At 66.8% G+C, this 24,572-nt stretch carries 28 protein-coding genes; 18 read left to right on the top strand and 10 right to left on the bottom strand.

Annotation, left to right across the window (positions count from 1 at the left end; genetic code table 11):
* Window positions 1-51: 51 nt before the first annotated feature.
* On the bottom strand, window positions 52-258 hold the full coding sequence (locus C998_RS0102240) for a hypothetical protein (protein WP_018869220.1): 207 nt from the start codon (window positions 256-258) through the stop codon (window positions 52-54).
* An 85-nt stretch (window positions 259-343) separates the two neighbouring features.
* Between C998_RS0102240 and C998_RS0102235 the strand changes: the two genes are divergently transcribed.
* Window positions 344-730 (top strand): hypothetical protein, encoded by a 387-nt coding sequence (locus tag C998_RS0102235; protein WP_018869219.1) that lies wholly within the window; start codon window positions 344-346, stop codon window positions 728-730.
* A gap of 49 nt (window positions 731-779) precedes the next feature.
* On the opposite strand, the gene typA is transcribed toward C998_RS0102235, so the two are convergent.
* The gene (typA, locus tag C998_RS0102230; protein WP_018869218.1) at window positions 780-2,606 is read right to left on the bottom strand and encodes a translational GTPase TypA; all 1,827 of its coding nucleotides are present in this window, start codon (window positions 2,604-2,606) and stop codon (window positions 780-782) included.
* 133 nt (window positions 2,607-2,739) lie between these two features.
* On the opposite strand from typA, the gene C998_RS0102225 reads away from it, so the two are divergent.
* Complete coding sequence (locus C998_RS0102225; protein ID WP_018869217.1) at window positions 2,740-2,970, top strand: type II toxin-antitoxin system Phd/YefM family antitoxin; 231 nt, start codon at window positions 2,740-2,742, stop codon at window positions 2,968-2,970.
* Window positions 2,970-3,356 carry a type II toxin-antitoxin system VapC family toxin gene (locus C998_RS0102220; protein ID WP_026279432.1) on the top strand — a complete coding sequence of 129 codons (387 nt, stop codon included), beginning with the start codon at window positions 2,970-2,972 and terminating at the stop codon, window positions 3,354-3,356. Before C998_RS0102225 ends, C998_RS0102220 begins: the two co-directional genes overlap by 1 nt.
* 13 nt (window positions 3,357-3,369) lie before the next feature.
* On the opposite strand, the gene C998_RS0102215 is transcribed toward C998_RS0102220, so the two are convergent.
* Both C998_RS0102215 and speA read right to left on the bottom strand, forming a co-directional pair.
* A complete protein-coding gene (locus C998_RS0102215) occupies window positions 3,370-3,639 on the bottom strand; it encodes a YcgL domain-containing protein (RefSeq protein ID WP_018869215.1) in 270 nt (89 codons plus the stop codon).
* Window position 3,640: 1 nt separating this feature from the next.
* On the bottom strand, window positions 3,641-5,545 hold the full coding sequence (speA, locus tag C998_RS0102210) for a biosynthetic arginine decarboxylase (protein WP_018869214.1): 1,905 nt from the start codon (window positions 5,543-5,545) through the stop codon (window positions 3,641-3,643).
* Window positions 5,546-5,648: 103 nt separating this feature from the next.
* On the opposite strand from speA, the gene speE reads away from it, so the two are divergent.
* From speE to urtE, 14 genes are all read left to right on the top strand, one after another.
* Window positions 5,649-6,500 carry a polyamine aminopropyltransferase gene (gene speE, locus C998_RS0102205; protein ID WP_018869213.1) on the top strand — a complete coding sequence of 284 codons (852 nt, stop codon included), beginning with the start codon at window positions 5,649-5,651 and terminating at the stop codon, window positions 6,498-6,500.
* A 341-nt stretch (window positions 6,501-6,841) separates the two neighbouring features.
* Window positions 6,842-7,441, top strand: a complete 600-nt coding sequence (locus C998_RS0102200; protein WP_018869212.1) for a HupE/UreJ family protein — start codon at window positions 6,842-6,844, stop codon at window positions 7,439-7,441.
* 10 nt (window positions 7,442-7,451) lie between these two features.
* Window positions 7,452-8,315, top strand: a complete 864-nt coding sequence (locus C998_RS0102195; RefSeq protein ID WP_018869211.1) for an urease accessory protein UreD — start codon at window positions 7,452-7,454, stop codon at window positions 8,313-8,315.
* Window positions 8,316-8,329: 14 nt separating this feature from the next.
* Window positions 8,330-8,632: an urease subunit gamma gene (gene ureA / locus C998_RS0102190; protein WP_018869210.1), complete on the top strand. Its 303-nt coding sequence runs from the start codon at window positions 8,330-8,332 to the stop codon at window positions 8,630-8,632.
* 13 nt (window positions 8,633-8,645) lie between these two features.
* Window positions 8,646-8,966, top strand: a complete 321-nt coding sequence (locus C998_RS0102185; protein WP_018869209.1) for an urease subunit beta — start codon at window positions 8,646-8,648, stop codon at window positions 8,964-8,966.
* Window positions 8,963-10,669, top strand: a complete 1,707-nt coding sequence (ureC, locus tag C998_RS0102180; protein ID WP_018869208.1) for an urease subunit alpha — start codon at window positions 8,963-8,965, stop codon at window positions 10,667-10,669. The genes C998_RS0102185 and ureC overlap by 4 nt, the downstream gene beginning before the upstream one ends.
* 7 nt (window positions 10,670-10,676) lie before the next feature.
* The gene (gene ureE, locus C998_RS0102175) at window positions 10,677-11,141 is read left to right on the top strand and encodes an urease accessory protein UreE (RefSeq protein WP_018869207.1); all 465 of its coding nucleotides are present in this window, start codon (window positions 10,677-10,679) and stop codon (window positions 11,139-11,141) included.
* Window positions 11,125-11,826, top strand: coding sequence for an urease accessory protein UreF (locus C998_RS0102170; protein ID WP_018869206.1), 702 nt, complete (start codon window positions 11,125-11,127; stop codon window positions 11,824-11,826). The genes ureE and C998_RS0102170 overlap by 17 nt, the downstream gene beginning before the upstream one ends.
* A gap of 39 nt (window positions 11,827-11,865) precedes the next feature.
* Window positions 11,866-12,495, top strand: coding sequence for an urease accessory protein UreG (gene ureG / locus C998_RS0102165; protein ID WP_018869205.1), 630 nt, complete (start codon window positions 11,866-11,868; stop codon window positions 12,493-12,495).
* A 245-nt stretch (window positions 12,496-12,740) separates the two neighbouring features.
* Window positions 12,741-14,090 (top strand): urea ABC transporter substrate-binding protein, encoded by a 1,350-nt coding sequence (gene urtA / locus C998_RS0102160; protein WP_018869204.1) that lies wholly within the window; start codon window positions 12,741-12,743, stop codon window positions 14,088-14,090.
* 92 nt (window positions 14,091-14,182) lie between these two features.
* The gene (urtB, locus tag C998_RS0102155; RefSeq protein WP_018869203.1) at window positions 14,183-15,916 is read left to right on the top strand and encodes an urea ABC transporter permease subunit UrtB; all 1,734 of its coding nucleotides are present in this window, start codon (window positions 14,183-14,185) and stop codon (window positions 15,914-15,916) included.
* 12 nt (window positions 15,917-15,928) lie between these two features.
* Window positions 15,929-17,020, top strand: a complete 1,092-nt coding sequence (gene urtC / locus C998_RS0102150; RefSeq protein ID WP_018869202.1) for an urea ABC transporter permease subunit UrtC — start codon at window positions 15,929-15,931, stop codon at window positions 17,018-17,020.
* Window positions 17,017-17,868 carry an urea ABC transporter ATP-binding protein UrtD gene (urtD, locus tag C998_RS0102145; RefSeq protein WP_018869201.1) on the top strand — a complete coding sequence of 284 codons (852 nt, stop codon included), beginning with the start codon at window positions 17,017-17,019 and terminating at the stop codon, window positions 17,866-17,868. The genes urtC and urtD overlap by 4 nt, the downstream gene beginning before the upstream one ends.
* A 71-nt stretch (window positions 17,869-17,939) precedes the next feature.
* The gene (urtE, locus tag C998_RS0102140; RefSeq protein ID WP_018869200.1) at window positions 17,940-18,629 is read left to right on the top strand and encodes an urea ABC transporter ATP-binding subunit UrtE; all 690 of its coding nucleotides are present in this window, start codon (window positions 17,940-17,942) and stop codon (window positions 18,627-18,629) included.
* A 20-nt stretch (window positions 18,630-18,649) separates the two neighbouring features.
* Here the strand turns inward: urtE and fetB are convergent, their stop codons facing one another.
* The 6 genes from fetB to folB form a co-directional block, all read right to left on the bottom strand.
* The gene (gene fetB, locus C998_RS0102135; protein ID WP_018869199.1) at window positions 18,650-19,456 is read right to left on the bottom strand and encodes an iron export ABC transporter permease subunit FetB; all 807 of its coding nucleotides are present in this window, start codon (window positions 19,454-19,456) and stop codon (window positions 18,650-18,652) included.
* Window positions 19,447-20,067, bottom strand: a complete 621-nt coding sequence (locus C998_RS0102130; protein WP_018869198.1) for an ATP-binding cassette domain-containing protein — start codon at window positions 20,065-20,067, stop codon at window positions 19,447-19,449. The genes fetB and C998_RS0102130 overlap by 10 nt, the downstream gene beginning before the upstream one ends.
* A gap of 202 nt (window positions 20,068-20,269) precedes the next feature.
* Window positions 20,270-21,520 (bottom strand): ammonium transporter, encoded by a 1,251-nt coding sequence (locus tag C998_RS0102125; protein WP_018869197.1) that lies wholly within the window; start codon window positions 21,518-21,520, stop codon window positions 20,270-20,272.
* 39 nt (window positions 21,521-21,559) lie between these two features.
* A complete protein-coding gene (gene glnK / locus C998_RS0102120; RefSeq protein ID WP_018869196.1) occupies window positions 21,560-21,898 on the bottom strand; it encodes a P-II family nitrogen regulator in 339 nt (112 codons plus the stop codon).
* A gap of 74 nt (window positions 21,899-21,972) precedes the next feature.
* Complete coding sequence (locus C998_RS0102115) at window positions 21,973-22,755, bottom strand: TorF family putative porin (protein ID WP_018869195.1); 783 nt, start codon at window positions 22,753-22,755, stop codon at window positions 21,973-21,975.
* 308 nt (window positions 22,756-23,063) lie between these two features.
* A complete protein-coding gene (gene folB / locus C998_RS0102110; RefSeq protein ID WP_018869194.1) occupies window positions 23,064-23,426 on the bottom strand; it encodes a dihydroneopterin aldolase in 363 nt (120 codons plus the stop codon).
* Window positions 23,427-23,570: 144 nt separating this feature from the next.
* Here folB and C998_RS0102105 point away from each other — a divergent pair, with 144 nt between their 5' ends.
* The gene (locus C998_RS0102105) at window positions 23,571-24,566 is read left to right on the top strand and encodes an amidoligase family protein (RefSeq protein ID WP_018869193.1); all 996 of its coding nucleotides are present in this window, start codon (window positions 23,571-23,573) and stop codon (window positions 24,564-24,566) included.
* The last annotated feature ends 6 nt before the right edge of the window (window positions 24,567-24,572 follow it).

The following is a 24,572-nucleotide window of genomic DNA, read 5'->3' as shown; positions in this document are numbered from 1 at the left end:
CGTCACCCTCTCGGGCATGGCATCCCGTGATTGGGCTTGAGCAGTTCCCCGTCAGCGATCGTTGAGCCAGGCGGCCCACTGGGAGTGGGTGGAGGCGTCCACGCCGTCGGCCTTCGCTGCCTGCTGGAGGTGGGCCTGCAGGTCTTCCATCAGTTTCGAGTCCATCAGCTCCGGCTGCAGGGTCAGCTGGGCATGCAGCGTGGTATACACCAGCTTCAGCTCGCTCAGGGCATACTGCGACCAGTCGAATTCGGCCATCAGAGGTTCTCCGCGATGAATGATGATCCCGGCATCCTGCGGCCCCGCGCGGGCCGTCGCCAAATGAACCCGCAGGGGAGCGGAGATGTTTAAGCGCCGGGCGCGGCTGCTGGTGGCCGCCGCCGGGGATGACGGCCGCGCCGATCGCGTGGCCGAACTGGCCGCGCAGGACAGGGACGTGGCCGAATGGCTGGAGGTGCGCCCGCGCCCGGCCATGGGCGAACTCGCGCGCGAGGACCTGGAGTGGGCGGACCTGCTGGTGGCGGTGGACGCCGAGGCCGCGGAGGCCATGCCGGCCGGTCGCCCGCCCGGCTGCCGCCCGAAATACTGGCAACTCCCGCCGGCCAGCGTGCTGCACGACGACCCGGCCACATTCGACGAAGCCACCCACTCGGCACTGACCTGCATGGCCGGCGGCATGCGCATGCTCGCCCGCATGGACGCCGAGGACCCGGCCGAACCGGCATCCTGACGCCCACCAACCCGGACTACGTTCGCCTGCAAGCAGGCTCCCACATGCGTCAGGCGTTGGCGGCGGCGCGCGAGGCCTTTTTGCGCTCGTGCTCCAGCAGGAGCTTCTTGCGGATGCGGATGGCGCTCGGGGTGACCTCGACGAGTTCGTCGTCATCGATGAACTCGATCGCCTGCTCCAGCGTCATGCGCACCGGCGGGGTCAGCTGGATGTTCTCGTCGGTGCCGGCGGCGCGCACGTTGGTGAGCTGCTTGGCCTTGAGGGCGTTCACGACCAGGTCGTTCTCACGCGCGTGCAGGCCGATGACCATGCCCTCGTAGACCTCCTCGCCGGGGCCGATGAACAGCTTGCCGCGGTCCTGCAGGTTGAACAGGGCGAAGCCGATCGCCTTGCCGGGACCGTTGGCGATCAACACGCCGTTCTGGCGCGAGGCCACCGAACCGGTCGTGGACAACGGCCCGTAGTGGTCGAACACGTGGTGCAGGATGCCGGTGCCCGAGGTCGCGGTCATGAACTCGGTCTGAAAGCCGATCAGTCCGCGCGAGGGGATGGTGTAGTCCAGGCGCACCCGGCCCTTGCCGTCCGGCATCATGTTGGTGAGTTCGCCGCGGCGTTCGCCCAGCTTCTCCATCACCGTGCCCTGGTGCTCTTCCTCGATGTCCACGGTCACGGTCTCGTAGGGCTCCTGCTTGACCCCGTCGACCTCGCGGATGACCACCTCGGGGCGCGAGACGCCCAGCTCGTAGCCCTCGCGGCGCATGTTCTCGATGAGGATGCCCAGGTGCAGCTCGCCGCGACCGGAGACGCGGAACTTGTCGGGGTCCTCGGTATCTTCCACCCGCAGGGCGACGTTGTGCTTGAGCTCCTCGTCCAGGCGCTCGCGAATCACGCGGGAGGTGACGTACTTGCCCTCCTTGCCGGCCAGCGGGGAGGTGTTCACCTGGAAGGTCATGCTCACCGTGGGCTCGTCCACGGTCAGGGCCGGCAGGGCCTCGACATTGCTCGGGTCGCACAGGGTGTCGGAGATAAACAGCTTGTCCATGCCGGTGAAGGTGATGATGTCGCCGGCGTTGGCCTCGCTGACATCCACCCGGTCCAGCCCGTGGAAGCCCATGATCTGCAGCATGCGGCCGTTGCGCACGCCGCCTTCGCGGTCGATCACCTTGACCTGGGTGTTCGGGGTGATGCGCCCGCGCTTCACCCGGCCGACGCCGATCAGGCCCTGGTAGGAGTTGTAGTCCAGCGAGGAGACCTGCATCTGGAACGGGCCGTCGGCGTCCACGTCCGGCGGCGACACGTGCTCGACGATGGTCTCCAGCAGGCAGGTCATGTCGCCGTCGGTCACGTCCGAATCCATGCCGGCGAAGCCGTTGAGCGCCGAGGCATAGACGATGGGGAAGTCCAGCTGCTCGTCGCTGGCGCCCAGGCGGTCGAACAGATCGAAGACCTGATCCACGGCCCAGTCGGGGCGCGCGCCCGGGCGGTCGACCTTGTTGACCACCACGATCGGCTTGAAGCCCATCGCGAAGGCCTTCTGGGTCACGAAGCGGGTCTGCGGCATGGGGCCATCCACCGCGTCCACCAGCAGCAGCACGGAGTCGACCATCGACAGCACGCGCTCGACCTCGCCGCCGAAGTCGGCGTGCCCGGGGGTGTCGACGATGTTGATGCGGTAGTCCTGCCACTTGATGGCGGTGTTCTTCGACAGGATGGTGATCCCGCGTTCCTGCTCCAGCGCGTTGGAATCCATGACCCGCTCGCCGTGGTCGCCACGTTCGTCGAGGGTGCCGGACTGGCGCAGGAGCTGGTCGACCAGCGTGGTCTTGCCATGGTCGACGTGGGCGATGATGGCGATGTTGCGAAGCTTCTCGGTCATGGAATACGAACTCTGGGTACTGGCAAAAGGGCCGTCACTATACAGATTTATGCAGAGCAGTGCTTGGCTAGCGTTGTCGCGACAGCGTCCCTCGCATAGACTAACCAGATGACCAGGTCGTACAGGTGCCTTGATGACCACCACCGTGAACGTGCATGAAGCGAAAACTCATTTATCGCGTCTGCTGAAAAGGGCACACGACGGCGAGGAGATCATCCTGTCGCGCGCCGGGCGCCCCTATGCACGGCTGGTCCCGCTGGAGGGCACACCGCAGAAACGGCAGCCCGGCAGGGTTAAGGGCCGTGTGGAGGAATCCTTCTTCGAGCCCCTGCCCGAGGAAGAACTTCGCGCATGGGAAGAGTGATGCGAGTCCTGCTGGATACGCACGCCCTCTTGTGGTGGATGACCGACGACCCGAAGCTCTCCACCACTGCCAGAAATACCATCCAGGACGAAACACACACGGTGCTGGTGAGTGCGGCCAGCGCCTGGGAGATCGCGACCAAGTACCGCCTGGGCAAGCTCGCGATCGGAGCGGAGGTGCTCAGCGACTTCGACGAGCTGATCACCGCCGACGGGTTCTCCCATCTGGCCGTGAATTACCGACAGGCCATCCATGCCGGGTCCTACCCGCAGGAACACCGGGACCCGTTCGACCGGGTCCTCGCAGCTCAGGCCGAACTGGAACAGGTCCCGCTGGTCACCGCGGACCCGGCCCTGCAGACATTCCCGATCCGCTGCCTCTGGTAAGCGTCCGCTCCGATCAGCCCGACACCCCGCCCTGCCACGGGTCGAGCTTGTCTTCCCGCGGCGGGACCTGCAGGTGGAAGCCCTGGTCCTTCAGATTCGCGAGGACCTTCTGCGGATCTTCCTGCGCCAGGGTGCGGTCGGGGGTCAGCTCGAACTCCAGTGCGAATTCGAGGCTGCCCAGGGCCTTCATCAGGGTGTCGGGCAGATCGGAGAAGTCGTCCTTCTCCGGCAGATAGACATAGGTGTCGGCGCGCCGCGTGGCGCGATAGACGTAGCACTGCATTTCAGTCCTCCAGATAGGTGTAGCCGGTCAGGCCGTGCTCCAGTTCCGCCAGCAGCCGCCCGGCCGCCTCGCCGCGCAGGCCGGCGGCGTCGATGCGGGCGCGGAACGCGCGGCGCAGGTCGTCGGGGGCGAAATGCACGTAGGACAGCAGTTCATCCACGGTGTCGCCGCGCTCGGGGTCGACCAGACGGTAGCCGCCGTCGGCGGTGAGCTCGACGTTCACCGTGTCGGTGTCGCCGAACAGGTTGTGCAGATCGCCCAGGATCTCCTGATAGGCCCCCACCAGGAAGATGCCCAGATAATACGGCTGCGCGGGCTCCCATTCGTGCAGGGCGAGCGTGGTGTGGGTGCCTTCGCGCTCCACGTAGTACTCCACGTGGCCGTCGGAGTCGCAGGTCAGGTCCTGCAGCACCGCCCGGCGCGTGGGCGCCTGATCCAGCCGGTGCAGCGGCATGATGGGGAAGATCTGGTCGATCGCCCAGGTGTCGGGGATGGACTGGAACACGGAGAAGTTGCAGAAGACCTTGTCCGCCAGCTTGTCGGTCAGTTCGGCATGGATCTCGGCCGGCAGGGCGTCCGGGTCCGCCAGCAGTCGCTGGCACAGGGCGAAGTACAGCGCCTCCGCGCGGGCGCGGTCGGCCAGCGACAGCATGCCGCGGGCGAACTGCGCCTGCACCTCGGCCAGATGCCAGGCGGCGTCGTGGAAGACCTCGGACGGCGGACGCGCGCTGTCCTCCAGCAGCGCCCGCAGGGTCGCGATCTCGGGCGGCTCGTCGGCGGCCGGCGGCGGCACGGGGCCGTCCCCGGGGGCCGGCTCGCAGTCGATCACGTTGGTGATCAGCACCGCGTGATGCGCGGTCAGCGCGCGGCCGGATTCGCTGAACACCTCGGGCATGGGCAGGTCGTGCTCGTGGCAGATACGGCTGAGCGGGCGCAGGATGTTGAGGGCGTATTCCTCCACCGAGTAGTTGATGGAGCATTCGTTGCGCGAGCGCGAGCCCTCGTAGTCGATGCCCAGGCCGCCGCCCACGTCGACCACGCGGATACCGGCCCCGGCCTCGTGCAGCGCGGCGAAGTAACTGGCCGCCTCGCCCATGCCGTTCTGGATGTCGCGGATGTTGGCGATCTGCGACCCCATGTGGAAATGCAGCAGCTGCAGGCGATCGAGCCAGTCGAGCCCGCGCAGGCGCTCGAGGATTGCCAGCACGTCCGCCGCGGAAAGGCCGAACTTGGCCTTCTCGCCGCCGGTGTTCTGCCACTTGCCCTTGCCGATGGACGCCAGGCGCACACGCAGCCCCAGCAGCGGCGAAACGTCCATGGCTTCGGCCTGGCGGATCACCTCCTCGAGCTCCGAGGGTTTCTCGATCACGATGTACACCCGGTGGCCGAGCTGCCGCCCGATCAGGGCCAGGCGCACGTATTCGCGGTCCTTGTAGCCGTTGCAGATGATGACCGACCCCGGGCGCGACTGCGCCAGCACCGCGATCAGCTCGGGCTTGGAGCCGGCCTCCAGCCCCACCTGCGGCCGGTGGCCTTCGGCATCCGCGTGGTCGCCGGCGGCGAGGATGCGCTCGACCACCGAGCGCTGCTGGTTGACCTTGATCGGATAGATCGCGGTGAAGTCACCCTGGTAATCCAGCTCCTCGGCCGCCCGCGCGAAGGCACGCGACAGGCGCCGCACGCGACCGTCGAGGACGTCCTGAAAGCGCACCAGCACCGGCGGGCCCACGTGCTCCTCGCGCAGGCGGCAGGCCAGCGCGTGCAGATCCACACCGGGGTGTTCCGGCCAGTCCGGCCGGCGCATGCAGACATGCCCGGACGCATTGATCTCGAAGAAGTCCCCGTTCCAGTGATCGATGCCGTAGGTACGGCGCGCATCATCCAGGGTCCAGGACGTGGCAGACATGGCGGTTCCGCGGTTGGGGAGGGTCGGAGTTGCCCGCAGGATACAGGGCACTATCATGACGGCGCATCCTACCGTTCACCCATGCACAAGGGGAGCCCGCCCGATGGCACTCGACGACCACTGGTTCACCGAACCCGACAAGGACATCGCGATGTCCCTGCGCATCACGAAAAAGCTCCACGAGGAGCAGACGCCCTATCAGAAGATCGAGATCTTCGAGACCACGGGCTTCGGCAACCTGATGGTGATCGACGGCTTCGTGATGCTCACCGGCCGCGACAACTTCATCTACCACGAAATGATGTCGCATCCGGTCCTGTATTCGCACAACGCACCGAAGAACGTGGTGATCATCGGCGGCGGCGACTGCGGCACCCTGCGCGAGGTACTCAAGCACGACGAGGTGGAAAAGGCCACGCAGGTGGACATCGACGAACGCGTCACCCGCCTGTCCGAGCAGTATTTCCCCGAGCTGTGCGACGCCAACGACGACCCGCGCGCCGAACTCCTGTTCGACGACGGCATCCAGTACATCAAGGACGCGGAACCCGGCTCCATCGACGTGATCATCGTCGACTCCACCGACCCGGTCGGCCCGGCCGAGGGGCTGTTCTCCGCGGATTTCTACCGCGACTGCGTGAAGGCGCTGGGTTCCGACGGCCTGCTGGTGCAGCAGAGCGAATCGCCGCTGCTGCACACCGACAGCATCCTGCGGCCGATGCACGACAGCCTGCGCATGACCGGCTTCATCGACGCCCTCACCATGCATTTCCCGCAGCCCACCTACCCCTCCGGCTGGTGGACCTGCACCATCGCCTCCAAGGACGCCCCGGTCGCCTTCCTGCGCGAGGAAGCCGCCGAGGAGATCCCGTTCGTCACGCACTACTACAACGCGGCCATCCACCGCGCCGCCGGCGCCACCCCGGAATTCTTCCGCCGCAAGCTGTTCGCCTGATCCGGCCGCGCCGGTCCGCCACCCCGGCGCCGGGCCGGCGCGGGGTGGCGGCTTCAGCCGGGAGTAACGCCTCTGCATGCCTTCCGGCATCCGCCCGGCATCAGCAGACACCGCCTCGAAACCTCCCGCGCTCGCACACTCTCAGGGCAGCCTGATCCATCTTGATGCAACCCCGAGACGGGCTGCACCACGACGGAACATTCGCTGCGCGGATCGCCCCCCCCGTAACCCGCCTCCACGCTCCACAATCCCTCCCGGGAAGCCATGGCATGGCTCCTGCTTGCACGGGTTACGGCCGGCGCATTCCTGCGCGCCGCACCGAGATTCCAGCGAGGAGAACCATGCTGCATCGACGCTGCATCGCATTCGTTGTTCTGTTTCTTGCGCCCGTGATGGCGCTGGCCCATCCCCACCACGGGCACCACGTCCACGAACAAGCGGGCTTCGCTGCGGGTTTTCTGCACCCGTTCACCGGCCTCGATCACCTGCTGGTCCTGCTCGGAATCGGGTTCTGGATGGCCCGCTCACAGCGAATCCCGGGCACCCTGACCGTCGGCGCGGCGGTACTGGCCACTCTGGCTCTCGCCTTCGCCGTGGGGGTGGCGCAAGGACCACTGCCGACCGTCGAATTCGGCATCCTCGCCTCGCTGTTGCTGACCGGCGTGCTGGTCTTTCTGGGCACGCGTCTCCCGCTGGTGGTGACCGCCGCGATCGCGGCCGGCTTCGCCGCGCTGCACGGCTTCGCCCACGGTGCCGAAATGGCGGCCGACCTGTCCGCACTGAGATTCGCCGCCGGTTTCCTGCTGGCCAGCGCCCTGCTGCTGACCGCCGGCGCACTGGCCGCCCCCCGGATACGCGATACGGCTCTCGATCGCCCGGTGGGACAGGCAGCCGGAGGGGCCATGGTTGCCGCCAGCGTCTATCTGTTGCTGGTGGTCTAGCGGCGTGGACATGACCCCCGTGGAACTGGCTGGCGCTACAGAGACCGTCCCGGAGACCCGGGACGGATGGCTCGGGCGCCTGGAGCTGGGCTTCGCCTCGCGTGGCGGACGGACCCGGCTGGCCCGCCGCCGTCACGAGGGCCCTCTGCTGGTGCAGCGAAGCTTCTTCCCCGAAGGCGATGTCTGCCACTGCTACGTGATCCATCCCCCCGGGGGCGTCGCCGGCGGCGATCGCCTGCAGCTGGAAGCGGAGCTGGACGCCGGCAGCCGGGCGCTGCTGACCACCCCTGCCGCGGCCAAGTTCTACCGGACGCAGGCAGCCAGCGCCCGCCAGGAACAAAGCTTCACGGTGGGGCCCGACGCGAGCCTGGAGTTCCTGCCGACGGAAACCATCCTGCACGGTCGCTCCCGCGTGACGCTGCACAACCACTTCCGCCTGGGACCCGGCGCGCGCCTTTGCACCTGGGATGTCCTGTGCCTGGGACGCCCGGCGCACGGCGATTACTACGAGGGCGGAGCCTGCACCCAGGATCTGTGGATCGAACGCGAAGGCCGACCGCTGGTGCATGACCGCCTCGATCTGGCCCATGGCGACCCCCTGCTGAGCCGCCCGTGGGGCCTCGACGGCTTCCCCGTGGTGGGCCAGCTGGTGGCCACCCCGGCCCCCGAGGGACTCGAACCGGCACTGCGCGAGCATCTCGGAACGCCCGACGCCCTGCGCCTGGGCATCTCGCGAATTGGGGATGTCCTGTTCCTGCGTTGTCTGGGCCATGGCGCGGAGACCGTGCGCGCGCTGCTGCAGCGGGCCTGGGCCTTCCTGCGGGAGCCGGTCATCGGGCGCCCCCCGTGCACCCCCCGTATCTGGAACACCTGACCACCGGAAGATCCATGGAACTGACCCCACGCGAGAAAGACAAGCTGCTGCTGTTCACGGCCGCCCTGCTGGCGGAACGCCGCCAGGCGCGCGGGCTGAAGCTCAACTACCCGGAGGCCATGGCGTTGATCTCGGCCGCCATCCTCGAGGGGGCCCGCGACGGCCGTTCGGTCGCGGAGCTGATGAGCCTGGGCGGGGAGGTGCTGACCCGTGACGACGTACTCGAAGGCGTCCCGGAGATGATCCCGGAGGTACAGGTCGAGGCGACCTTCCCGGACGGGGTCAAGCTGGTCACCGTTCACGAACCCATCCGTTAAGAGGAAGTGCCCGATGATCCCCGGTGAACTCCTGCCCGCGGACGGCGACATCACCCTGAACGCCGGCCGCGAAACCGTCACCCTGGAGGTGGCCAACAGCGGCGACCGGCCCGTCCAGGTCGGTTCTCACTATCACTTCTTCGAGACCAACAACGCCCTGCGCTTCGACCGCGAGCGCGCGCGGGGCTTTCGCCTGGACATACCGGCGGGAACGGCCGTGCGTTTTGAACCGGGGCAGACCCGCAGCGTGCAGCTGGTGGCCTACGCCGGGGAGCGCCGGGTGTTCGGATTCCAGGGCCTTATCGGTGGCCCGCTGGACGGAGATGCGCAATGAGCCAGACCATTCCCCGCCGCGCCTATGCCGAGATGTTCGGCCCCACCACCGGCGATCGCCTGCGCCTCGGCGACACCGCGCTGCTGATCCAGGTGGAGCGCGACTGGACCGTCTACGGCGACGAGGTCAAGTTCGGCGGCGGCAAGGTGATCCGCGACGGCATGGGCCAGAGTCAGCGGCACGACGAAGCCGTGGTGGACACGGTGATCACCAACGCGGTCATCCTCGACTACTGGGGCGTGGTCAAGGCCGATGTCGGCCTGAAGCAGGGCCGGATCCACGCGGTGGGCAAGGCCGGCAACCCGGATACCCAGCCGGGCGTCGACATCGTGATCGGTCCGGGAACCGAGGTCATCGCCGGCGAGGGCCGGATCCTGACCGCCGGTGGCATCGATGCCCATATCCACTTCATCTGTCCGCAGCAGATCGAAGAGGCCCTGGCCTCCGGCATCACGACCATGGTGGGTGGCGGTACCGGCCCCGCCACCGGCACCAACGCCACCACCTGCACCCCCGGACCCTGGCACATCCAGCAGATGCTGAAGGCCGCCGAGGCATTCCCGATGAACCTGGGCTTTCTGGGCAAGGGGAACGCCAGCGAACCCGGCGCCCTGCACGCGCAGGTCGAGGCGGGGGCACTGGGCCTGAAGCTGCACGAGGACTGGGGCACCACCCCGGCCTCGATCGACTGCGCCCTGTCGGTCGCCGACGCGCACGACATCCAGATTTGCATCCATACCGACACCCTGAACGAATCCGGCTTTGTCGAGGACACCCTGGCGGCATTCAAGGGGCGCACCATCCACACCTATCACACCGAGGGCGCCGGCGGCGGCCATGCCCCGGACATCATCAGGGCCTGCGGCGAGGCCCACGTCCTGCCGTCCAGCACCAATCCCACGCGGCCGTTCACGGTGAACACCATCGACGAACACCTGGACATGCTGATGGTCTGCCACCACCTGGATCCGCACATCGCGGAGGACGTCGCGTTCGCCGAGAGCCGGATCCGGCGCGAGACCATCGCCGCGGAGGACATCCTGCACGACCTCGGTGCGTTCTCGGTGATCGCCTCGGACTCACAGGCGATGGGACGCGTGGGCGAGGTGATCCTGCGGACCTGGCAGACCGCCCACAAGATGAAGACCCAGCGCGGCTCGCTGGCCGGCGACCCGGCCGAGCACGACAACTTCCGCGCACGGCGCTATGTCGCCAAATACACCATCAATCCCGCGCTGGCGCACGGCATGGGCCACGAAGTGGGCTCCGTCGAACCCGGCAAACTGGCCGACCTGGTCCTGTGGGATCCGGCCTTTTTCGGCGTCAAGCCGGCGCTGATCATCAAGGGCGGGATGATCGCCTCGGCCCCGATGGGCGACCCCAACGCCTCCATCCCCACGCCACAGCCGGTGCATTACCGGCCGATGTTCGGCAGCTACGGCCCGGCCATGACCGGCACCTCCGTCAGCTTCGTCTCGCAGGCCGCCCTGACCGCCGGGATCGGCGAACAGCTGGATCTGCAGCGAAGGCTGGTTGCGGTCCGCGGCTGCCGCGGGATCGGCAAGCAGGACATGCGGCTGAACGACTGGCTGCCGAAGATGGAGGTGGACCCGGAGACCTACGAGGTCCGTGCCGACGGCGAGCTTCTGACCTGCGAACCCGCCACCGAGCTGCCGCTGAGCCAGCGTTACTTCCTGTTCTGAGGTCCCCATGATTCGCCTGATCGAACGCGCCGAGAGCGCCCCGACCACCGTGACCGGAACCCTGCATCTGCCGGTCGAGACACGGATGAAGAGCCGCTTCCGGGCCACCCTCGACACCGGCGACGAGGTCGGCGTATTCCTCGAGCGGGGCGGCATGCTGCGCGACGGGTCCGCCCTGCGCGCGGACAGCGGCGAGTGGGTCACGGTGCGTGCCGCGCCGGAACCCGTCAGCACCGTGTACTGCGAGGACCCGCTGCTGCTAGCACGCGCGGCCTACCACCTCGGCAACCGCCACATTGCCCTGCAGATCGACCCGGGCCGGCTGCGTTACCTGCACGACCACGTGCTGGACGACATGCTGCGCGGCATCGGACTCGATCCAATCTTCGAGCACGCCCCGTTCGAGCCGGAGGCCGGCGCCTACGGGCACGGACACGCCCACGGCGGTCACGGCCATGGCCATTCGCACTGATCCGGGGCTGACTGACCCGGGCCTGGCACGGCGACGTCTCTGGCAACTGGTGAGCCCCACGCTGCCGGTCGGGACCTACAGCTATTCCGGTGGCATGGAATGGGCCATCGAAGCGGGCTGGCTCGCGGACGAGGCCGCGGTGGCCGACTGGATGCAGGGCCAGATCCGCCACAGCCTGAGCCGGATCGACATCCCCCTGCTCGCACGCCTGCACCGGGCCTGGCTGGAGGACGACGACGAGGCCGTCGAACGGTTCAGTGCGTGGCTGGGCGCCAGTCGCGAGACCCGCGAACTGCGCGCCGAAGACCGTCACCTCGGGCAGGCGCTGGCGCGTCTGCTGTCCGAGCTCGATCTGAACGAGGCCGACCGGTGGCAGGGTCATCCCGACGCCACCTGGGCCACGCTGTTCGCGCTGGCGCTGGCGCGCTGGTCCATCCCGGTCGAGGAAGGAGCCGAGGCGATTCTCTGGTCCTGGTGCGAGAACCAGGTCGCGGCCGCGATCAAGCTGGTCCCGCTGGGGCAGACCGCCGGTCAGCGCCTGCTCCACCGCCTGGCCTCGACCATCGGCGGGGCTGCACGGGAGGGGCTTGCGCGGGACGACGCGGCGATTGGCGGCACGGCCCCCGGTGTCGCCATCGCCAGCGCCCTGCACGAAACCCAGTATTCACGCCTGTTTCGCAGTTAGGCCCCTTCCCCAGTCAGGAAAGCCCCTCAGGAGAACCCCATGTCACTGAATCCCCGAGTCCTGCGCGTCGGCATCGGCGGGCCGGTCGGCTCCGGCAAGACCGCCCTGCTCCAGGCCCTGTGTCAGCGCATGCGCGAGATGTACAGCATCGCCGTGGTCACCAACGACATCTACACCCGCGAGGATGCCGAGTTCCTGACCCGCCACGATGCGCTGGAGGCCGAACGCATCGTCGGGGTGGAGACCGGCGGGTGCCCGCACACGGCGATCCGCGAGGATGCCTCGATGAACCTGTCGGCCCTGGCCGACCTCGGCATCCGTTTTCCCGGCCTCGAGGTCGTATTCGTCGAGAGCGGCGGCGACAACCTGTCCGCGACGTTCAGCCCGGAGCTGTCCGATCTGACGATCTACGTGATCGACGTCTGCGCGGGCGACAAGATCCCGCGCAAAGGGGGGCCCGGCGTGACCCGTTCCGACCTGCTGGTGATCAACAAGATCGATCTCGCCGAGGGGGTCGGTGCATCGCTGGAGGTCATGGACCGCGACAGTCGGCGCATGCGCGGCGAGCGCCCGTTTGTCTTCACGAACATGCGCACGGGCGAGGGCCTGGATGAAGTCGTCCGGTTCATCATCGAGCATGGAATGCTCCCCGCCAGGGAATCGGCCTGAGCAGCGACCGCCCGGCGGACGATGCACACCCGTGCGGCAACCTCCGCCCCATCACGAGACAGATGCACCATGTGCATGCAGTCCGCCCTCCCCTCCCGACCGGAGATGACTGCGGACACCGGGCGCAAGACCCCGTTTTCCGTTCATGGCACACAGCTTGCTGCCCCGGGAATGTCCGGCGCCGGTATTACCGAGTGCCGGGTTGTTCCCTGGAAACGATCCCTAGCGGAGAACGGAGACAGTCGATGCATCCAAACACGAGCCACCCCCCGCAAATTTCGCTCGCGCGCCGGGCCACCCGCACCGCCACCGGTGTCGCACTGGCCCTGGGCCTGGCAACCGGCGGAGGCATAACCGCACAGGCCGACGAAGATCCGATCAAGGTGGGCATCCTCCACTCGCTGTCGGGCACGATGGCCATCAGCGAGACGTCCCTCCGGGACGTGGCCCTGATGACCATCGAGGACATTAACGAAAACGGCGGCCTGCTGGGCCGCGAACTCGAACCGGTGGTGATGGACCCCGGCTCCGACTGGCCCACCTACGCCGAACACGCCCGTGAGATGATCGAGCGCGAGAACGTGGACGTCATCTTCGGCTCGTGGACATCAGTGTCCCGTGAAGCGGTCCTGCCGGTCCTCGAGGAACTCAACGGGCTGATGTTCTATCCGGTCCAGTACGAGGGCGAGGAGTCCTCGCGCAACATCTTTTACACCGGCGCCGCGCCGAACCAGCAGACCCTGCCCGGCGTGGAATATCTGATGAGCGACGAGGGCGGCGGCGCCGAGCGCTTCTTCCTGGTCGGCACTGACTACGTCTTCCCGCGGACCACCAACCGCATCGTGCGTGCCTATCTGAATGCCCACGGGATTTCGGACGACGCCATCGAGGAGGTCTACTTCCCGTTCGAACATGCCGATTTCCAGACGCTGGTCAGCGACATCGACAGCTTCTCCCAGGATGGCCCCACCGCGGTGATCAACACCATCAACGGCGATTCCAACGTGGCGTTCTACCAGGAGCTGGCCAACCAGGGCATTGATCCCATCGACGTTCCGGTACTGGCGACTTCGGTGGGCGAGGAAGAACTCCGCGGCATGGACACCGACCCCCTCGCGGGCCACCTCGCCGCCTGGAACTACTTCATGTCCATCGAGACCCCGGAAAACGAACGCTTCACCGAGCGGTGGATGGAATACGTGGAACAGGAAGGCCTGTCCGGCGGTTCCGACCGGGTGACCAACGATCCGATGGAAGCCACGCACATCGGCATGCGCATGTGGGCCCAGGCGGTCCTGCAGGCAGGCACGACGGACGTCGACGCCGTTCGCCAGGCGGTGTACGGGCAGTGCGTCGATGCGCCGTCCGGGTTCGAGGTGTGCATGGACGACGAGAACCACCATCTGCACAAGCCCGTGATCATTGGCGAGATCCAGCCGGATGGTCAGTTCTTCCCGGTCTGGGAAACCGATGACGTGGTCCGCGCCGAGCCGTGGAGCGATTACGTCGAAGGTAACGAAGACCGTGTAGCGAACTGGCGCTACCCCTGGGTCTGCGGCGACTGCGAAGAACCCACCTACGACCTGCGCTTCTGAGTCCGGGTACGTCCGGCCGGCACCACACCGGTGCCGGCCTTCCCGATTGCCCCCCGCGCATCCGTGGCGGGGCACCCTGAGGAGAGAGAATCATGCGACTCACCGCACGTGTCGCCATCGGCCTGCTGTGCGCAATGCTCCTGACGCCCCTGCTGTCACCGGGCGCATCGGCGGCCATGGGAGAGGCCCGGGAACAGGCCGAACAGCTCGAAGAAGAGCAGGAAGAACAACTGGAAGCCGAGCTGGCCGAAGTCACCGACGAAGAACTGGCCGAAGATACCGCAGAACTCCTGAGGGCCATGGCCACTCAGGACATCCGGGCGCTGCAGGCCGCCATCGAGGACATCGCGGCCAGTCAGGACGCGGACACGCTGCCCGCCCTGCTGGCGCTGCGCGACCGTCGGCTGTTTTTCACCGATGACGAGACCCTGATCATCGAGGATGCCCGCGACGGGACATTCCGGGAGGCCATTACCGGTGAACCCCGGGAGGATCTGGACACAGGCGATCTGAACGAACCACGTGCGACCAACCCCATCCGCCGGATCCTGCGCCCGACCATCGGCGCATTGCAGATCTTCGCGGACGACCCGGCCGCCCGCCTCGCCGCGGCCGAAGAACTGGCGGAACGCCCCCGTCCGGAGATGCGCGATGCCATCGTCGCCGCCCTCGACGAGGAAACGGCCGCGGAAACGGAACGCCTTCTGAACATTGCCCTGGCCCAGCTGGACCTCGACAGCGAGGACGATGCCCGTCGGCTGGAAGCCGTCGAGATCGTGGCCGAGGTGCGGGCCAGCCGCCTGCGCAGCGATCTGCAGGCCCTGCTGGAACGCGACGACGACGGCCAGCCCGTCGAGACGAACCCGGAGATCCGCGAAGCCGCCGCGGCCGGGGTTCGTGCAATCGAGCAGCGTGAACGCACGGCCCGCTTCGTGTCCGACCTCGTCTATGGACTTTCGATGGGCAGCGTGCTTCTGCTGGCCGCCATGGGTCTGGCGATCATCTTCGGTCTGATGGGAGTGATCAACATGGCCCACGGCGAACTGCTGATGGTCGGGGCCTACACGACCTTCATGACCCAGGCCCTGTTCGCCCTCCTGATTCCGCAGTACTTCCATTACTACCTGATCGCGGCCGTCCCACTGGCCTTTCTGACGGCCGGTGCCGTGGGCATTGCCATGGAACGCGGCGTGATCCGTTTTCTTTACACCCGTCCGCTGGAGACGCTGCTGGCCACCTGGGGCATCAGCCTGGTCCTGATTCAGTCCGTCCGCATGATCTTCGGTGCACAGAACGTCAGCGTCGCCAGCCCGCCGTGGTTCTCCGGCAGCGTGCAGATCATGCAGGGGGTCAGTCTGTCGACCTCGCGCGTCGGGGTCATCGTGTTCGCGATCTTCGTCGTCGGGCTGGTCTGGGTGCTGATGAACCGGACGCGTCTGGGCCTCGAGGTCCGCGCGGTCATGCAGAACCGGGACATGGCCGCCTGTCTGGGCGTCCCGGCGCGCCGGGTCGACATGTGGACCTTCGGCATGGGCGCCGGCGTGGCCGGACTGGGCGGGGTCGCGCTGTCCCAGATCGTGAACGTGGGCCCCGAGATGGGACAGAACTACATCGTGGAGTCGTTCATGGTCGTCGTGCTGGGCGGCGTGGGCAGTCTGTTCGGCCCCGTGCTGAGCGCCCTCGGCATCGGCGTGACCACGAAATTCCTGGAACCGGCGGTCGGCGCCGTGCTCGGCACCATCATCGTCTTCGCCGCCATCATCCTGTTCATTCAGTGGCGTCCTCAGGGGATCTTCGCCCTGAAGGGCCGCTCGGCCGACGATTAGGAGACCGTCTTCATGCATTCGTCCAGCGCAATCTCCCGTCTCGGCCGGCTGCACAGCGGAACCGCCTGGGCCATCCTCGCGATCCTCGCGTTCCTGGCGCTGGTGGTGGTGCCGGTGCTGTACTGGTTCGTGCCACCGGATTCGCCGTTCCACATGCCGGGCTGGATGGTCACCCTCGCGGGGCGTTTCCTCGCCCTGGCCATGGTCGCCCTGGCCCTGGATCTGATCTGGGGCTACACCGGGATCCTGTCCCTGGGCCACGGGGTCTTCTTCGCCATGGGCGGCTACGTGATGGGTGCCCATCTCACGCGGGTCAGCTACGAGGACCGCCTGCCCAATTTCCTGCAGTGGCTGGATTACAGCGACTGGCCCTGGTACTGGGCCGGCTTCGATTCGTTCCTCTTTACCCTGCTGATGATTGCCCTGGTCCCGGGCGTGCTCGCCTTCGTGTTCGGCGTGCTGGCGTTCCGTTCACGGGTCCGGGGGGTGTATTTCGCCATCATCACGCAGGCGCTCACCTTCGGCGGGATGCATCTGTTCTTCCGCACCGAGACGGGCTTCGGCGGCGACACCGGCCTGACGAACTTCACCTACCTGCTGGGTCTCGACCTCGGTACCCCGCAGGCCCGGCTGGTCCTGTTCTGGGCCTCGGCCCTGGCACTGATCCTGGCCTACCTGCTGTGCCGCTGGATCGTGACCTCCAAGCTCGGGCGGGTCCTCACTGCCGTGCGGGATGCCGAGAACCGGGTGCGCTTCACCGGTTACGATCCGCTGCGCTACAAGCTGTTCGTCTGGGTGGTCTCCGCGGTCCTGTGCGGGGTCGCCGGCGCGCTCTACGTCCCGCAGACCGGCGTCATCAACCCCTCGGAAATGGTGCCCTCCGCATCCATCGAGATGGCGATCTGGGTCGCGCTGGGGGGCCGAGGAACGCTGGTCGGGGCCATCCTCGGCGCCGGCGTGGTGAACGTGGTCAAGACCTGGGCCACCAGCGCCCACCCCGATCTCTGGCTGTTCATCCTCGGCGGCATCTTCATCTTCGTCACGCTGCTGATGCCTCGCGGGGTGATCGGCCTGTTTTCGCGCCGCAAGGAGGGCAAGGCATGAACGGCGTGTCGCAAGGTCTCGAACGGTTCCGCGAGACGATGCGCCGGGACCGGGTGTTCGACCTCGTCAACAATCCCGCGGAGAACCCGGCGCTCGACGTCTCGCACGGCATGGCGCTGTACCTGGAGGGCATCACCAAGTCGTTCGACGGATTCCGCGCGCTGGATGACCTCACCCTGTACATCGGCGACGGCGAACTGCGCTGCATCATCGGCCCGAACGGGGCCGGCAAGACCACCCTGATGGACGTGATCACCGGCAAGACCCGTCCGGATGCGGGCACCGCGTGGTTCGGCAACCGGATCAATCTGCTCCGTCTGAAGGAACACGAGATCGCCGGCAAGGGGATCGGGCGGAAGTTCCAGAAGCCGACCGTCTTCGAAAACCATTCGGTGCACGAAAACCTGGAGCTGGCCCTGCACGCCGACCGCGGCCTGCTGAGCAGTCTGACCTGGAAACTGAACGGCGAACAGCGGGATCAGCTGGACGAGACACTGGAGCTGATCGGCCTGACGGAGCGGCGCGACGCCCCGGCCGGCTCGCTGTCGCACGGGCAGAAACAGTGGCTGGAAATCGGGTCGCTGCTGATGCAGAAGCCGCGCCTGCTGCTGGTGGACGAGCCGGTGGCCGGGATGACCGGCCAGGAGACCGAGGCGACCGCCGAACTGCTGACCAGCCTCGCCGGCCGCCATTCCGTGGTGGTGGTGGAACACGACATGGACTTCGTGCGGTCCATCGCCCGCCAGGTCACGGTCCTGCATCAGGGCAGCGTGCTCGCCGAGGGCCGCATGGACGAAGTTCAGGCCGATCCGCGCGTGCGCGAGGTCTACCTGGGCGAGGAGGACTGAGTCGTGGCACCGATCCATACCGGGACCATCCGCACGCCCGCGTCTCGAACATTCCACGGGAGGACCTGAACGTGCTTCGGATCGAAGGCCTCAACCAGTATTACGGCGGCAGCCACATCCTGCGCGACATCGACCTGGACATCCTTGAAGGCAGGACCAACTGCCTGATGGGCCGCAACGGGATGGGCAAGAGTACGCTCCTGAAATGCGTGATGGGCCTGCTGCCGATCGCGGGCGGAAAGATCCTGTTTCAGGGCGAGGACATCAGTCGCCGCAAGCCCCACGAACGCGGGCGGCTGGGTCTGGGCTACGTGCCCCAGGGCCGGGAGATCTTCCCGCGCCTGACGGTGGAGGAAAACCTGCAGGTCGCCCTCGCCAGCAAACGCTCCCGCGACATCCCGGAACGGGTGTATGAACTCTTCCCGGTGCTCAAGGACATGGCACGCCGCCGCGGTGGCGACCTGTCGGGCGGGCAGCAACAGCAGCTGGCGATCGGCCGTGCCCTGGTGCTGAACCCCTCCATCCTGCTGCTGGACGAACCGATCGAGGGCATCCAGCCGAACATCGTGCGCGAGATCAGCGACGTCATCCGGCTGCTCAACACCGAGATGGGCCTGACGATCCTCCTGGTCGAACAGAAGCTGCCGTTTGCCAGGGCCACCGCCGACCGCTTCGACATCATCAACAACGGCCAGATCGTGGCCGGCGGCGAGATGGGCGAACTGAGCGATGACCTGGTCCGGGAGCACCTGACCGTCTGACGCGTTCCGTTCGTTCGTCTTCAGGTGTGGCGTCCGGGCTTCAGACGGTCCAGGCGCAGACGCTGGCGGTGGTCGAACAGGCGGCTGGATGCGAACCACACCGCGCCGATGGCGCCGAAGCCGGTGCCGGCGGCGATCAGGAACATGATCAGGATCTGGTACTTGACCGCCTCCACCGGCGGGGCGCCGGCGAGGATCTGTCCGGTCATCATGCCCGGCAGGCTGACGATGCCCGCGGCGGCCATCGCGTTGATGGTGGGCATCAGTCCGGAACGCGCCGCCTCGCGGCGCATGGTGGTGACGGCCTCGCTCCACGACGCCCCCAGCGCCAGCCGGCCCTCGATGGTGCGCCGCTCGCGCCAGACGTTCTGCGTGAGCCGGTCCAGGCCCAGGGCGATGCCGGTCATGGTGTTGCCCAGCAGCATCCCCAGCAGCGGGATCGCGTACTGCGGCTCCCACCACGGGCTGGGGCCGACCATGGTGGTCAGTGCCAGCACCGTAATCGCGAACGAGGACACGAACATGGTGGCCGCGCCGATCCCGTAGCCCCAGATCCCGGCAAAACGTCGCTGCTGGCGGGCCATCACCTCGTAGCCGGCCACCGCCAGCATCACCACCGCCATCAGCGCGACCCAGCCCAGGTGGGCATGATCGAACAGGGTCTGCAGCACCAGGCCCACCAGCAACAGCTGGATCACGGTGCGCACGGCGGCGACCAGCAGGGTGCGGCCCACGCCCATGCGGGCCCACATCGTCACGCCCGCGAGCAGCACCACCAGTACCGCCGCCAGCGCGAGGTCGAACGGGCTGAGCCGGATCAGGTCCATGATGTGCCCTCCGGCCGGCCGTCACTCAGCGTCAGGATGCGCCCGCCCAGACGGTCGCGCTGCTGGGTGTCGTGGGTGACCCACAGGGCCGCGGCTTCGCGTTCGGCCATCCAGGCCCGCACCAGCCGCTCGAAGCGGCGGGTATTCTCCAGGTCGAGGTTGGCGGTGGGTTCGTCCAGCAGCAGCACGCGCGGACCGGTCAGCAGGGCCCGCAGCAGCCCCAGACGCTGCTTCTCGCCGCTGGACAGTCGTTCGACCTCCCAGTCCAGGGCGCCGTGTTCCAGCCCCAGATGCTCGAGGAAGGACTCGGCATCGTCGCGCGCCCAGTCCGCGGGCAGATGCTCGTCCACGCGATCGCCCCACCAGGCGGTCTCCGCCGGGACGTAGGCCACCTGCCGGCGCCACTCCGGGGGCGTCAGCGCGTCACGCGCCGCCCCGTCCAGCCACACCTCGCCGGTGTTCGGATCCAGGTCGGCGATCGCGCGCAGCAGCAGCGACTTCCCCGCGCCGGAGGCGCCGGTGATCTGCACCAGCTCGCCGGGCTGCACGCGCAGGTCCACCGGGCCGAGGCGGTCGGTGCGCAATTGACGAATTTCCAGCAGGGGCTGCATGACATCACTCGTGGGGACGAGCGCATGATGGTAACCGTCGGGAACCGCACGGGCCATCGCAAAAAAAGAGGGCGCCGCGAGGGCGCCCTGAAGGCCAACTTCCGGGTCCTGGGAGAGACCGTGCTGTCGGCGTCGGAGGAGACAAGTTGCGGGGCCGGCCTTCCGGCCCCGTCCAGCCTGCGTACAGGCTATGGGTTTCGCGTTACTTGTTCGTGAACTCGGGGTAGGCCTCGAGGCCGCACTCGGTCACGTCGGCACCGATCTCTTCTTCCTCTTCACCCAGGCGGATGCCCATGGCCATCTTGAGGATGAACCAGACCAGCAGGCTGGCGAGGAAGACGAAGACGAAGATCGCCGCAAGACCCGCGATCTGCGCCACGAAGGTGGCGTCCGGATTGGACAGCAGGACCGCGAGCACGCCCCAGATGCCGGCCGTACCGTGGGCCGAGATCGCACCCACCGGGTCATCGATCTTGACCTTGTCCAGCGCGACGATGGAGAAGACCACGATCACGCCACCCACGGCGCCGATGAAGGTCGCCAGCAGCGGGCTGGGCATCAGCGGTTCGGCGGTGATGGACACCAGGCCGGCAACCGCGCCGTTCAGGGCCATGGTCAGATCGGCCTTGCCGAACATCAGGCGGGTGGTGATCAGCGCGGCAATCACGCCCCCGGCCGCGGCCAGGTTGGTGTTGGTGAACACGGCCGCCACGGCATTCGCGGATTCAACGTCGGACACCTTGAGCTCGGAACCGCCGTTGAAGCCGAACCAGCCCAGCCAGAGGATCAGCACGCCCAGCGTCGCCAGCGGCATGCTGGAGCCCGGGATCGCGTTGATCTGGCCGTCCTTGCCGTACTTGCCCTTGCGCGCCCCCAGCAGCAGAACGCCCGCCAGCGCGGCCACGGCACCGGTGAAGTGGACGATGCCCGAACCGGCGTAGTCGAGATAGCCGATCTGGTCCAGCATGCCGCCGCCCCAGCTCCAGAAGCCCTGGATCGGGTAGATCACGCCGGTGAGGACCACGGCGAAGGCGAGGAAGGCCCACAGCTTCATGCGTTCGGCAACCGCCCCGGAAACAATCGACATCGCGGTGGCCACGAACACCACCTGGAAGAAGAAGTCCGCGCGGTCGGAGTAGTAGATGTCGCCACCGCTGCCCAGCACCTCGGACACGGCGTTGTCACCGGTGATAAAGAAGCCCAGGCCCGGGATCAACGAGGTGAGCCCGTCGCTGTACATGATGTTGTAGCCGATCAGCATGTACATGACCGAGGCGATGGAATAAAGGGAGATGTTCTTGGTGAGGATTTCGGCCACGCTCTTGGTCCGCACCATGCCGGCCTCGAGCATGGTAAAGCCCGCGGCCATCCACATGACCAGTGCGCCGGCCATCAGGAAGTAAAAGGTGTCAAGGGCGTAGGCCACCTCGACGACTTGCTGTTCGATATCCATTTTCGGATTACCTCATCTAATAATGACCGAGATGGGCGCTCAGAGCGCTTCGGTTCCGGTTTCACCCGTGCGGATTCGCAGGACCTGCTCGACCGGCGAGACAAAGATCTTTCCGTCCCCGATCTTGCCGGTGCTCGCGGCCTTCGAAACGGCTTCGATCACCTGGTCGACCAGGCTGTCATCCACCGCAACCTCCAGCTTGACCTTGGGCAGAAAGTCCACGACGTATTCAGCACCGCGGTACAGTTCGGTGTGGCCGCGCTGGCGACCGAAACCCTTGACTTCGGTCATGGTGATGCCCTGCACACCGATCTCGGACATCGCCTCGCGCACATCATCAAGCTTGAACGGCTTGATCACGGCAGTAATCATCTTCATGTCAGACTCCTCTCCGGCGAGCCGCTGCCCGGGGGGCAACGACCCGCAACGATGTTTTGCTTCCGGTTCAACGATCAGAAGGATTTCGACCAGCCCACCCAGGCGCGCATGTCTTCGTCATCGACATCGGCGTAGGCCAGGTTCAGGCTGAATTCGCCGAACTCGCCGGCATCGCGGGCGAGGCTGGCGGAGTAGTGGGTGTAATCGTCATTGTCGCTGTCGTCGTACGTCTGACGTCCGACCATGAAACCGGCGCTGTAGACCTCGGCGAACGGCACATCCAGGCCGCCGTAGAAATAGACGTCGTCGCTTTCGAGGAGCGACTCCGAGGCGCTGTCGGTCACTACCCACTGGATCCCGCCATAAAAGCCGATCACGTCCATGTCATAACTGACCGACCCGACCAGCTCGCCGAAATCGTAAGAGACGGAAGACGAGGACGACGTCCCATCATCTTCGTCAACAGTAGTTACAGACGCATCCGGATAGGCGTAGTAGACATAACCCACGTCATAGCCGAACCCGTTATCAAATGAATCTGCAAAACCAAGATAAAGATCCAGCTCGTAAGTGGTGTCGTCCGTTACAGTCACACGTTCGTCATCGTCGTACGCACTGCCGAAATCGACATTAGATGCCCAAGTGCCCATGTAGAAGCCTGAGGCATGCTCCCAGTCAAAACCACCCTGGATAGCGGCACCTCCGTCGGTCTCGGAAAAGCCCCGCAGTTCATAATCGGACACGATCGAGATATTGGCCGACACCTCGGCGGCCGCGCTGGAAGTAAAGACTACACCCCCGGTGGACCCGACGGCCAGGATCGCGGTGGCGACGGCGGAATAGGCGAATTTCTTCATTGATTGACTCCCTCTGCGTGTTTTCTGGATGTCGCTGCTTGTCGACACCCGTTCCTTGCAGGGGGCGTGCCAGAAACGTGAAACGGGGCAAAATCCGGTTTTATGCAACGCTGTTGCGGGCAAACCACGGGTGATTGCCACGAACGGGTGCAATCACAAAGTGCAGACGCACCAAAAGAGGGCAATACGAGCCGGGGACGCCACCGGAAAGGGCGCCGCGCGGGAAGGAGCAGTGCGGGAAATCTGTGCGGGAAACAGGAGCAGGAAGCGCGGAAGCGTCCTGGCGGTCGGTCGGGGCCTGCTCGGTCTCAGTCGGTGGCGAGCGAGCCGCGTTCGATGGTGATGCCCACCTCGCGCACCCCGGCCACCGCGCCCGGTTTGCCCAGGGTAATGCGCAGCCACGGCGAACCGAACTGCGCCATCAGGGTCTCGGCGATCTCCTCGGCGAGGGATTCGAGCAGGATGTGGGGTTCGCGGGTCACGATGGCCCGCACCGCGTTGGCCACGGCCTCGTAGTCAACCGTGTCTTCGATCTCGCCGGAGTGGGCGGCCACGCGAGTGTCCGCCGCCAGCTCGATGTCGAAGCGCAGCGGGCGCTGCATGCGCTGTTCCCAGTCGTAGACGCCGACCACGGCGGGGATTTCGAGATCGCGCAGATAGATACGGTCCATGCGGGACACCGGGGACACAGGGTTGCGAAGGGGCTTATCGTACTGCCTGCCCCCGCCCGCGTACACCGGGGCGTGCGATCGTGGCGCAACGCGCTACCATGCCCGGACAGTCCGACCGAACAGCGTCGCCAGGAGAGCCGCCGCATGTCCACCACTTCGTTTCAGCCACTGCCGTGGACCCGGACCCCCGAGGGGGCCCTGCGCCGGGTCGGCGTGGAAATCGAGATGGCGGGCGTCTCGCTGGAGACGATGGCCCGCGCCATCATCGACGAATTCGGCGGGCAAATCGAGGCCGAGCATGCCTTCGTGCTGCATGTCCGCGACAGCGACGCGGGGGATTTCCAGCTGGAGCTGGATGCCCGCGTACTCAAGGACCGCGGCTATCGCGAGCACCTGGCCCGCCTGGGGGTCGACCTGGAAGACCGCGACCAGGAAGCACTGGAGGCCTGGCTGGCCGATGCCGCCGGGCGCCTGGTCCCGCACGAGATCGTCGCGCCACCCCTGGAACCTGCGCAGCTGCCCCGACTGGACCGGGTGCGTGCCGCACTGCAACAGGAAGGCGCGCTGGGGACCGAGCGCTCGCTGCTGTACGCGTTCGGGCTGCAGCTGAACATCGAGATCCACAGCCGCGAGCCCGAATGGCTGCTGGCCGTACTGCGGGCCTTCGTGCTCATGTACGAGATCCTCGCGCAGGCGGGGGCCATCGACCTGTCGCGCCGCCTGTCGCCCTATATCCGGCCGTTCCCGGGCGCCTTCGTGCGCTACATCCTCGATCCCGATTTCACCCCGGACCGTGCATCGCTGATCGACACCTGGCTGGCGCACAACCCCACGCGCAACCGTCCGCTGGACCTGCTCCCGGTACTGGCGGAGCTGGACCCCGAACGCGTTGCGGCGGCGCCGGTGGAACACGAACTGATCAAGCCGCGTCCCGCCCTGCATTACCGGTTGCCGGACTGCCGCATCGACGACCCGGCCTGGAGCCTGGCGCACCCGCTGAACGGCTGGGTGGAAGTGGAACAGCTGGCCGCTCATCCCGAACGTCTGGAACGGCTCGCGCGGGAGTATCTGGAGCGCCCGGGCCAGGCAGTTGGCCGCTGGACCGATGAATGGATGCAGCGACTGCGTGCCTGGTTCTGAGCGCCC

This window comes from Thioalkalivibrio sp. ALgr3 (assembly GCF_000377325.1).
Lineage (GTDB): Bacteria > Pseudomonadota > Gammaproteobacteria > Ectothiorhodospirales > Ectothiorhodospiraceae > Thioalkalivibrio.
Note: the sequence above shows the minus strand (reverse complement) of the source record. Positions and strands in the feature narration are given on the sequence as shown.

Excerpts from the sequence above, each read along its gene's own strand:
- ureE (WP_018869207.1), top strand. The coding sequence starts at position 10,677 with ATGATTCGCCTGATCGAACGCGCCGAGAGCGCCCCGACCACCGTGACC.
- urtB (WP_018869203.1), top strand. The coding sequence starts at position 14,183 with ATGCGACTCACCGCACGTGTCGCCATCGGCCTGCTGTGCGCAATGCTC.
- C998_RS0102235 (WP_018869219.1), top strand. The coding sequence starts at position 344 with ATGTTTAAGCGCCGGGCGCGGCTGCTGGTGGCCGCCGCCGGGGATGAC.
- C998_RS0102170 (WP_018869206.1), top strand. The coding sequence starts at position 11,125 with ATGGCCATTCGCACTGATCCGGGGCTGACTGACCCGGGCCTGGCACGG.
- C998_RS0102200 (WP_018869212.1), top strand. The coding sequence starts at position 6,842 with ATGCTGCATCGACGCTGCATCGCATTCGTTGTTCTGTTTCTTGCGCCC.
- C998_RS0102115 (WP_018869195.1), bottom strand. The coding sequence starts at position 22,755 with ATGAAGAAATTCGCCTATTCCGCCGTCGCCACCGCGATCCTGGCCGTC.
- typA (WP_018869218.1), bottom strand. The coding sequence starts at position 2,606 with ATGACCGAGAAGCTTCGCAACATCGCCATCATCGCCCACGTCGACCAT.
- speE (WP_018869213.1), top strand. The coding sequence starts at position 5,649 with ATGGCACTCGACGACCACTGGTTCACCGAACCCGACAAGGACATCGCG.
- fetB (WP_018869199.1), bottom strand. The coding sequence starts at position 19,456 with ATGGACCTGATCCGGCTCAGCCCGTTCGACCTCGCGCTGGCGGCGGTA.
- ureC (WP_018869208.1), top strand. The coding sequence starts at position 8,963 with ATGAGCCAGACCATTCCCCGCCGCGCCTATGCCGAGATGTTCGGCCCC.
- C998_RS0102225 (WP_018869217.1), top strand. The coding sequence starts at position 2,740 with ATGACCACCACCGTGAACGTGCATGAAGCGAAAACTCATTTATCGCGT.
- C998_RS0102105 (WP_018869193.1), top strand. The coding sequence starts at position 23,571 with ATGTCCACCACTTCGTTTCAGCCACTGCCGTGGACCCGGACCCCCGAG.
- C998_RS0102215 (WP_018869215.1), bottom strand. The coding sequence starts at position 3,639 with ATGCAGTGCTACGTCTATCGCGCCACGCGGCGCGCCGACACCTATGTC.
- C998_RS0102220 (WP_026279432.1), top strand. The coding sequence starts at position 2,970 with ATGCGAGTCCTGCTGGATACGCACGCCCTCTTGTGGTGGATGACCGAC.
- ureG (WP_018869205.1), top strand. The coding sequence starts at position 11,866 with ATGTCACTGAATCCCCGAGTCCTGCGCGTCGGCATCGGCGGGCCGGTC.
- urtD (WP_018869201.1), top strand. The coding sequence starts at position 17,017 with ATGAACGGCGTGTCGCAAGGTCTCGAACGGTTCCGCGAGACGATGCGC.
- urtA (WP_018869204.1), top strand. The coding sequence starts at position 12,741 with ATGCATCCAAACACGAGCCACCCCCCGCAAATTTCGCTCGCGCGCCGG.
- C998_RS0102240 (WP_018869220.1), bottom strand. The coding sequence starts at position 258 with ATGGCCGAATTCGACTGGTCGCAGTATGCCCTGAGCGAGCTGAAGCTG.
- glnK (WP_018869196.1), bottom strand. The coding sequence starts at position 21,898 with ATGAAGATGATTACTGCCGTGATCAAGCCGTTCAAGCTTGATGATGTG.
- C998_RS0102125 (WP_018869197.1), bottom strand. The coding sequence starts at position 21,520 with ATGGATATCGAACAGCAAGTCGTCGAGGTGGCCTACGCCCTTGACACC.
- C998_RS0102185 (WP_018869209.1), top strand. The coding sequence starts at position 8,646 with ATGATCCCCGGTGAACTCCTGCCCGCGGACGGCGACATCACCCTGAAC.
- folB (WP_018869194.1), bottom strand. The coding sequence starts at position 23,426 with ATGGACCGTATCTATCTGCGCGATCTCGAAATCCCCGCCGTGGTCGGC.
- ureA (WP_018869210.1), top strand. The coding sequence starts at position 8,330 with ATGGAACTGACCCCACGCGAGAAAGACAAGCTGCTGCTGTTCACGGCC.
- C998_RS0102195 (WP_018869211.1), top strand. The coding sequence starts at position 7,452 with ATGACCCCCGTGGAACTGGCTGGCGCTACAGAGACCGTCCCGGAGACC.
- speA (WP_018869214.1), bottom strand. The coding sequence starts at position 5,545 with ATGTCTGCCACGTCCTGGACCCTGGATGATGCGCGCCGTACCTACGGC.
- C998_RS0102130 (WP_018869198.1), bottom strand. The coding sequence starts at position 20,067 with ATGCAGCCCCTGCTGGAAATTCGTCAATTGCGCACCGACCGCCTCGGC.
- urtC (WP_018869202.1), top strand. The coding sequence starts at position 15,929 with ATGCATTCGTCCAGCGCAATCTCCCGTCTCGGCCGGCTGCACAGCGGA.